Source organism: Synechococcus sp. PCC 6717 (assembly GCF_022698185.1).
GTDB lineage: Bacteria > Cyanobacteriota > Cyanobacteriia > Thermosynechococcales > Thermosynechococcaceae > Thermosynechococcus > Thermosynechococcus lividus.
Map to the genome: position 1 here is coordinate 7,501 of NZ_JAKLTV010000054.1, position 8,664 is coordinate 16,164.

Genomic DNA, 8,664 nt, shown 5'->3' on the forward strand with positions numbered 1-8,664 from the left:
TAGCTGGTTCTCCCCGAAATATGTTGAGGCATAGCGGTTGTGACTATAGCAGGGGGGTAAAGCACTGATTCGGTGCGGGCTGCGAGAGCGGTACCAAATCGAGTCAAACTCTGAATACCCTGTGTACACACAGCCAGTCAGACGGTGGGGGATAAGCTTCATCGTCGAAAGGGAAACAGCCCAGACCACCAGCTAAGGTCCCTAAATTGTCACTAAGTGGTAAAGGAGGTGGGGATGCATAGACAACCAGGAGGTTTGCCTAGAAGCAGCCATCCTTAAAAGAGTGCGTAATAGCTCACTGGTCAAGCGTTCCTGCGCCGAAAATGAATGGGACTAAGTGACGTACCGAAGCTGTGGACTTACTACGTAAGTGGTAGGGGAGCGTTCTGCATTAGTTTGAAGCACTAGCGTGAGCAGGTGTGGACGAAGCAGAAGTGAGAATGTCGGCTTGAGTAGCGAAAACATTGGTGAGAATCCAATGCCCCGAAACCCCAAGGGTTCCTCCGGAAGGCTCGTCCGCGGAGGGTTAGTCGGGACCTAAGGCGAGGCCGAAAGGCGTAGTCGATGGACAACTGGTCAATATTCCAGTACTCATCTTGGTTTGTGCAGAGGGACGGAGAAGGCTAAATCAGCCGGATGTTGGTTACCGGTTCAACTGTCCGAGGTGTTGAGGAGCGGTGAAAACGCTCTGAGCTGAGGCAGGAGTACGACCCACTACGGTGGGGAAGTGATTGATGTCATGCTTCCAAGAAAAGCTCTAAACACGCTAAGCCAAGATACCCGTACCCGAAACCGACACAGGTGGGGGGGTAGAGTATACCAAGGGGCGCGAGATAACTCTCTCTAAGGAACTCGGCAAAATGGCCCCGTAACTTCGGGAGAAGGGGTGCCACCGAGAGGTGGCCGCAGTGAAGAGATCCAGGCGACTGTTTACCAAAAACACAGGTCTCCGCTAAGTCGTAAGACGATGTATGGGGGCTGACGCCTGCCCAGTGCCGGAAGGTTAAGGAAGCTGGTTAGCGTAAGCGAAGCTAGCGACTGAAGCCCCGGTGAACGGCGGCCGTAACTATAACGGTCCTAAGGTTAACGAAAGCTAGCCTTAGTAAAACTGAACCATATGCGGGAAAATCCTCTGACAGCTTGTCACTACTCGTTCAGCGAAGTGCTGGTCTTTCTTGAATTGAGAAAGCTTATTTTTGGGCACTGCTGTGCTGTTCAGTAAAAATGTGAAAGACATGGGGATAATCCGCAGGAAAGACCTAGAGGTATCTAGGAATCCTCAGAGACTTGATGTTCAGGTGCGACAAATGGATTTAGATGTTCAATGGATTGTTGGTTTTGTTGATGGTGAGGGGTGCTTCCGTGTTGGAGTTAACCCCCATCGTCAGATGGCAATTGGTTATCAGGTGTTACCTGAGTTTACCGTTGTTCAGCATCGGCGAGATGTAAAGGTTCTCTATGCCTTAAAAGCCTACTTTAATTGCGGTGTGGTTCGGGTGAATCACGGCGATCGCATGGCTTATCGGGTGCGTAGTATCCATCATCTTGCAGAGCGTATTTGTCCTTTCTTTATAAAGCATTCCTTGAAAACCAGTAAATCGATAGATTTCCTGAAATTTAGGGATGTTGTGCTCCTGTGTCAATCGGGAGATCACCTCAAGGAAGAAGGACTATTAAAAATCCAACGCATTGCATCGCAAATGAATCGTGGTCGCACAAGGTAAAGTCCAGCTTTATCAGAAATGGTAGAGATCAACTGAGCGAAATTCCTTGTCGGGTAAGTTCCGACCCGCACGAAAGGCGTAACGATCTGGATGCTGTCTCGGAGAGAGGCTCGGCGAAATAGAAGTGTCTGTGAAGATGCGGACTACCTGCACCCGGACAGAAAGACCCTATGAAGCTTTACTGTAGCCTGGAATTGGGTTCGGGCTTTGCTTGCGCAGGATAGGTGGGAGACGTCGAAGTATTCCTTGCGGGGAATATGGAGTCATCGGTGAGATACCACTCTGGCAAGGCTAGAATTCTAACTCTCTGCCGTTATCCGGCGAGGGAACAGTTTCAGGTGGGCAGTTTGACTGGGGCGGTCGCCTCCTAAACGATAACGGAGGCGCGCAAAGGTTCCCTCAGGCTGGTCGGAAATCAGCCGTAGAGTGTAAAGGCATAAGGGAGCTTGACTGCAAGACCTACAAGTCGAGCAGAGACGAAAGTCGGCCTTAGTGATCCGACGGTTCCGCGTGGAAGGGCCGTCGCTCAACGGATAAAAGTTACTCTAGGGATAACAGGCTGATCTCCCCCAAGAGTTCACATCGACGGGGAGGTTTGGCACCTCGATGTCGGCTCATCGCAACCTGGGGCGGTAGTACGTCCCAAGGGTTGGGCTGTTCGCCCATTAAAGCGGTACGTGAGCTGGGTTCAGAACGTAAATCATTGCGTCACTTCACAGTAATGTGGAGCAGCAAACCGACTAAAATCGGTAGAATCTTAGTTAGATTCCGAACGCTAGCTAAGACAATACCGAGGGTAAGCGGAGTTCTCGTGACAGATGTACAGACTTATAGCTACATTGCTGGTTTTTTGGATGGAGATGGTTGTATTAACCTTCAACTTGTACGACGAAAGGATTATGTCCTTGGCTATCAAATTCGAGCCAGTGTGACCTTCTTTCAACGTACGGTTCATCGCTCATTTCTTGAATGGATTCAGTCAATTTTAGGGGCTGGTTTTATTCGAGAAAGAAAAGATGGAGTTGCTGAGTATTCTATTACTGAATCTCGGATGGTGTTGAATGTATTGAGCAATCTGACTCCCTATGTTCGTCTAAAAAAAATGCAATGTAACTTAGTCATGTCTGTTCTAGAGGAAATGCTAAGCTCTAAGCGACTAGAGCCAGCGCATTTTCTAAGGCTTGCGCGGCAGGTTGATCGGTTTGGTGAGTTAAACGTCTCCAAGCGCAGATCAATTCGCAGCGACCAAGTGGAAGCATACTTGAGATCACGACAACTCTTGATCCCGTAGAGACTGAAGCCTAGACTTAGTTTAGCCGCTAAGTGTAAGCTGAGATGCTCTGAGTGTGTCAGAGTAATCAAATGTCGGCTCCTGATTCGTCAATGGCAAGAGTCAGGATGAAGATATAGTCCATGCTCGTAGTGATACGGGATAAACATGCGTGAGACAGTTCGGTCCATATCCGGTGCAGGCGTAGGAGCATTGAGAGGAGTCCTCCTTAGTACGAGAGGACCGGGAGGAACGCACCTCTGGTGTACCTGTTATCGTGCCAACGGTAAACGCAGGGTAGCCATGTGCGGAGAGGATAACCGCTGAAAGCATCTAAGTGGGAAGCCCACCTCAAGATGAGTGCTCCCATGGCATAAGCCAGTAAGGTCACGGGTAGAACACCCGTTAATAGGCTCTCGATGGAAGTCCAGTAATGGATGAAGTCTAGGAGTACTAATAGACCGAGGGCTTGACCTCATCACTCAACAGGTGTCTGATAATGCTGATAATACTGACAATCACTATTTAGTTTTAATTCCTTGTTTTGTTGCTGAAGCCTAGCAGTTAAATTATCTAGGTTCTAAAGTTTTCTAAAGTTATTAACCTATTTGCCTAGTGTTTATGGCGCGGTGGAACCACGCTGATCCATCCCGAACTCAGAGGTGAAACATCGCAGCGGTGAAGATAGTTGGAGGGTAGCCTCCTGCAAAAATAGCTCAATGCTAGGCAAAATATTTTTCCCCATCTAGTCTCTAGGTGGGGAATTGTTTTTTAAGAAGTGTTAAGTTGGGACGGTTTTTGGATAGGAGGGTGGCATGGGATTGTAGATGGGCTATAGTGCATCCAATAACATGGGTGTACTAGGTCTAGTATGCTAATTGTCTCTCCTCACAGGGTTTGTGTTGCTATGCCTCAGGTTGATGTTTTGAGTTTGCGTTATTGGGCAGTTGTTGCATCGTCGGTGTTGGTGTCTGGGGCAGTCGCTTTCGTGCCTGTTCCTAGTTACGGTGCTTTGAAAGATAGTCCTAAGGCATTGGTGGATGAGGTGTGGCAAGTTGTGCAGCAGGAGTATGTGGATAGTTCGTTTAACCGTCTGGATTGGTTGGCGGTACGGCAACAATTGTTGGAGCAGCATTATACCTCTCGTGAGCACGCCTATAGCGCCATTCAGGGGATGTTGCAGCGATTGAATGATCCTTATACGCGGTTTATGACTCCGGAAGAGTTTGCGATTTTGCGAACCCAGACATCGGGGGAAGTTTCAGGGATTGGTATTCGCTTGGGGATGGATGAAAAGACGCAGCAATTAACTATTTTGGAGCCGCTGGCTAACTCCCCAGCAACTCGCGCGGGTATTGAGGCGGGCGATCGCCTCCTTGCGATCGATGGCCACTCAACACGGCGAATGTCTATTGAAGAAGCATCACGGCGGATTCGTGGTCGGGTGGGTACGCCGATTGAGTTGCAATTATTTCGCCCAAATCGAGGCACATTTCGCTTGACGTTGATGCGGGCATTAATTGAGTTGCCAGCGGTGCGATCGCTCGTGAAGGAGGAAGGGGATCAACGGATTGGTTATATTTATCTCAGTGAGTTTACTTCCCATGCGGCAGAGCAAGTACAGGCAGCAATCCGGCAGTTACAAGCAGAACAGGTGAATGGGTTTGTGCTAGATCTGCGGGGAAATCCGGGGGGGTTGCTGCAAGCGGGGATTGATATTGCTCGTATGTGGCTTGATCAGGGAATGATTGTGCGCACTGTGGATCGCAGTGGCCATAGTGAACAGGCTCGAGCAACGCAATCTGCCCTGACTACGTTGCCCTTGGTGGTGTTGGTGGATCAGCGTTCGGCAAGCAGTAGCGAGATTTTAACAGGGGCGTTGCAGGATAATGGTCGTGCTATTGTGGTGGGTACAAAAACTTACGGTAAGGCTCTTGTGCAGTCTATTCATCAACTCAGTGATGGCTCGGGGTTATCTGTGACGGTGGCGCACTATTACACGCCAAAGGGTACTGATATTAACCGTATGGGAATTACCCCTAACATCATGGTGACGTTGCCCCAAGAGGTGAGTCGTAATCCACGCCTGTGGGCAACTGCTGCGGATCCGCTGTATCAAGAGGCGGTGGTGCAATTACGACAGGCAATTTATCGGTCGCAATTCGTGACTCCTGTCAATACAGCACAAACATCCAATAGCGAGGCAGGTGCTGATAATATGTGCCAAGTTGATGATCCCTGTTCTCCGGTGAAGTAATGCTGCAAGGGTCATCGAATTTGGTTTGCGATCGCCCCGATGGCATGATACAGCTTGGTTTTCGTGCGCTTGCAGAGCCGCTGCGCCTTGAGGTGATTCAAATCTTACATAACGAGGAAGTGTGTGTGTGCGATTTGTGTGCCCGCCTCAACCTCTCGCCGTCAAAGCTATCGTTTCATTTACGGGCATTGCGGCAGGCAAATTTAGTATTGTCTCGTCAAGACGGTCGCTGGGTGTACTATCGCTTGAACCGTCCCCAGTTTAAGGTGCTAATGGACTATTTAGAGCAGTTCTCTGCCGGAGACACTGTCATCGGGCGGGTCTGCCTTTAGGTTTAGAAATCAACGCCGCGCTTGAGATCAATCCCTTTTTCGGCATAATGCTTATGGCAAATCATTTCGGAGTGGACACTAGCGATGTCAAAGTAGCTGGGGGGATTTTTACAGCGTCCAGTAATAATTATTTCAGTGGTACGGGGTTTGCGAAGCAGGCTTTGAATGATGGACTCAACGGGCAGTAATTCCAGATCAACGGTGGGATTCAGCTCGTCGAGAATAATGGTTTTGTAGAGTCCAGAGGCGATCGCTGCCCGTGCAATTTCCCAGCCGCGCTCGGCTTCGATGTAGTCAATTTCCTGTTGCTGCCCGCGCCAGACGATGGCATCCCGACCGCAACGCTGGTGATCCACAAGGTGAGGATAGCTTTCTTTGAGGGCAGCAATGGCGGCATCCTCGGTATAGCCTCGTCCTCCCTTAAGCCACTGGAGGATTAACACTCGATGGGACTGATCCCGACTGATGCCGGTGCCAATTGCTTGCAGGGCTTTACCAAGGGCGCTGGTGGATTTGCCTTTGCCCTCGCCAGTGTAAATTTCAATACCTTCGATCCCCTGCTGGTGGGCGGTGGGATGTACCAGTGGCCGCATTTCTGAGTGGAGATCTGCAATTTGTAGCAGTGCCGGAGGGGCACCGCGACCGGTGGCAATGATTTCGAGATGATCGGGTTTGCGGCGCAGGGTTGCCACGACTTCGTCAACGGGTAATAAGCCGAGATCCAGTACCGGATTCAGTTCATCAAGGACAATGACTGAGTAAAGACCGGAGGCGATCGCCCCTTTGGCTATATCCCATCCCCGCTGAGCTTCTTGGCGATCGAACGTGGTGATTTGTTCGGCATTAAAATACTCAGCGCGACCGGTGCGCACTTGGTCAATCAAATGGGGAAACCCTCGTTGCAGGGCTTCAATGGCAGCATCTTCCGCGTAGGTACGACCGGGGCCTTTAAGAAAGCGCAAAAGTAGCACCCGTGTTGGCCACGCGGAGGCAATACCTAAACCAATGGAGCGCAGGACAACACCAAGAGCGGCCTGAGACTTGCCCTTGCCGGTACCATCATAGACGTGAAGCTGGCCGCTGACCCGTCCGGGGCGAGCCTGAGCCGTTTGAATGCCGATACCAGCGCGTGTCATGGGAAAGTGTAAAGCTGAATATGTAAGGATTTTATCAACTTCCGTCCTTGAGGATCACAGCTTCAATGGTTAGGGTTTGGGGGCTGACGGCAGTAATGGCCCAACGCAGTGGTCTCCCCTGCTGCCGCAAATACTCCTCAACAACATGATCAAGGTTGTTAGGCGTCGTAGGACGTTGCAGGGTGGTGTGGATCAGGTCCATTTGCATCATTTCCATGATGGGTGGAATCTTACTTGGCTCCATCGTAGTCCCTTGGCTAGTTTTTCTATTATCTCTAGCCTTGTCACCTGCAAAGGGACGATTGCCTTCTGTCCCCTCCTGCGGTAGATATTAAGGTGTCCACTGACCCTACCCCAACCACTGTGAAAGCACTGAATCTGCTCGGCTCCACTGGCTCTATCGGCACCCAAACCCTTGATATTGTTGCCCAATACCCCGATCGCTTCCGCGTGGTTGGCTTGGCAGCAGGTCGGAATCTAGAGCGGTTAATCCCGCAAATTCGTCAGTTTAGACCTGAAATTGTTGGTATTGCTGATCCGAACCAATTGCCAGAGTTGGCAGACGCATTGCGCGATCTGCCCTATACACCGGAACTCGTGGCTGGGGAGGCGGGTATTGCTGCAGTTGCCGCCTATGGCGATGCCGATGTGGTTGTGACAGGGATTGTGGGATGCGCCGGTTTGGTGCCGACGATCGCCGCCATTAAGGCCGGTAAGGATATTGCCCTTGCCAATAAAGAAACCTTAATTGCGGGTGGGCCTGTAGTGTTGCCACTGTTACAAGAGTACGGTGTGAAGCTGCTACCTGCAGATTCTGAACACTCAGCTATTTTTCAGTGTTTACAGGGGGTACCTGCGGGGGGACTACGCAAAATTATTCTTACTGCCTCTGGTGGTGCCTTTCGCGACTGGTCGGTGGAGCAACTCGCTGATGTGACGGTGGCGGATGCCCTCAAGCACCCCAACTGGTCCATGGGGCCGAAAATTACCGTGGACTCGGCCACGCTGATGAATAAAGGGCTGGAAGTGATCGAGGCTCATTATCTCTTTGGCATGGACTACGATAACATCGACATTGTCATCCACCCGCAAAGTATTATTCACTCCCTCATTGAGCTACAGGATACATCGGTGTTGGCGCAGTTAGGCTGGCCGGATATGCGTCTGCCCCTCCTCTACGCTCTCTCTTGGCCGGAGCGGCTACCAACGAATTGGTCAGCTCTTGATTTGGTCAAAGCGGGAGACCTTACCTTTCGTACCCCCGATCACCATAAATATCCCTGTATGGGGCTGGCCTATGCCGCCGGTCGTGCTGGAGGAGCAATGCCAGCGGTACTGAATGCTGCCAATGAACAAGCGGTGGCTCTATTTATTGCCGAGGCGWTTTCATTCCTTGATATTCCCCGCCTCATTGAACTAACCTGCGATCGCTACCACCACCAAAACATCAGCACCCCTACCTTAGAGGATATTCTGGCTGCTGATTGCTGGGCACGGCAGATGGTGCTTGAATTGGCACAGCAGGAGCGATCGCCCGCCCTTGCTCTTTAGCTTAATCGGCGGCAAGCCCCGCACTGTATGCGTGAATTGTGTTTACTCAAGAGCAAGCTCCGTGTCGGGAGTCGTTCATCGTTTTCGAATCCAACTGGTAAACAGTTGACAAATGCTATCGCTGTAGGGGATGATAATTTTCTGCTGATCAGGGGCTATAGCTCAGTTGGTAGAGCACTTCAATGGCATTGAAGGGGTCAGCGGTTCGAATCCGCTTAGCTCCATACGCATTTCAGGTACCCATAAGGGGATTTCAGGATCTTTAGGCTTATCCTGTTGAAAGAGTCAATTCCGGCGACGATCATTCGTATTCACCCTGTTTTTCTAAAAGTCGCACCTGAGACGTTTCCCGCMACAGGGTGAATACGAATGATCGTCGCCGGAATTGACTCTT

The 8,664-nt window shown here is 50.7% G+C and carries 6 protein-coding genes, 1 tRNA gene and 2 rRNA genes (1 of these 9 only partly in view); 7 read left to right on the plus strand and 2 right to left on the minus strand.

Going from position 1 to position 8,664, the window contains the following annotated elements; all coding sequences use genetic code 11:
• From L5470_RS12940 to L5470_RS12960, 5 genes are all read left to right on the plus strand, one after another.
• Nucleotides 1-2,494, plus strand: a 23S ribosomal RNA gene (locus L5470_RS12940); it begins 819 nt to the left of the window's first position.
• Between the two features lie 41 nt (nt 2,495-2,535).
• Nucleotides 2,536-3,015, plus strand: coding sequence for an LAGLIDADG family homing endonuclease (locus L5470_RS12945; protein WP_455650734.1), 480 nt, complete (start codon nt 2,536-2,538; stop codon nt 3,013-3,015).
• Nucleotides 3,016-3,605: 590 nt separating this feature from the next.
• Nucleotides 3,606-3,722 (plus strand): 5S ribosomal RNA (gene rrf / locus L5470_RS12950).
• A 179-nt stretch (nt 3,723-3,901) separates the two neighbouring features.
• Nucleotides 3,902-5,251, plus strand: coding sequence for a S41 family peptidase (locus L5470_RS12955; protein WP_499500211.1), 1,350 nt, complete (start codon nt 3,902-3,904; stop codon nt 5,249-5,251).
• Nucleotides 5,251-5,583, plus strand: coding sequence for an ArsR/SmtB family transcription factor (locus L5470_RS12960; RefSeq protein ID WP_499500212.1), 333 nt, complete (start codon nt 5,251-5,253; stop codon nt 5,581-5,583). The genes L5470_RS12955 and L5470_RS12960 overlap by 1 nt, the downstream gene beginning before the upstream one ends.
• Before the next feature lie 2 nt (nt 5,584-5,585).
• On the opposite strand, the gene L5470_RS12965 is transcribed toward L5470_RS12960, so the two are convergent.
• Both L5470_RS12965 and L5470_RS12970 read right to left on the minus strand, forming a co-directional pair.
• Nucleotides 5,586-6,719, minus strand: a complete 1,134-nt coding sequence (locus tag L5470_RS12965) for a cob(I)yrinic acid a,c-diamide adenosyltransferase (protein ID WP_448514091.1) — start codon at nt 6,717-6,719, stop codon at nt 5,586-5,588.
• A 34-nt stretch (nt 6,720-6,753) separates the two neighbouring features.
• Complete coding sequence (locus tag L5470_RS12970; RefSeq protein ID WP_099799603.1) at nt 6,754-6,963, minus strand: DUF8621 family protein; 210 nt, start codon at nt 6,961-6,963, stop codon at nt 6,754-6,756.
• Nucleotides 6,964-7,082: 119 nt separating this feature from the next.
• Between L5470_RS12970 and L5470_RS12975 the strand changes: the two genes are divergently transcribed.
• Together L5470_RS12975 and L5470_RS12980 are read left to right on the plus strand one after the other, a co-directional pair.
• On the plus strand, nt 7,083-8,270 hold the full coding sequence (locus tag L5470_RS12975) for a 1-deoxy-D-xylulose-5-phosphate reductoisomerase (RefSeq protein ID WP_499500213.1): 1,188 nt from the start codon (nt 7,083-7,085) through the stop codon (nt 8,268-8,270).
• 151 nt (nt 8,271-8,421) lie between these two features.
• Nucleotides 8,422-8,494, plus strand: a tRNA-Ala gene (locus L5470_RS12980).
• Nucleotides 8,495-8,664: the final 170 nt, after the last annotated feature.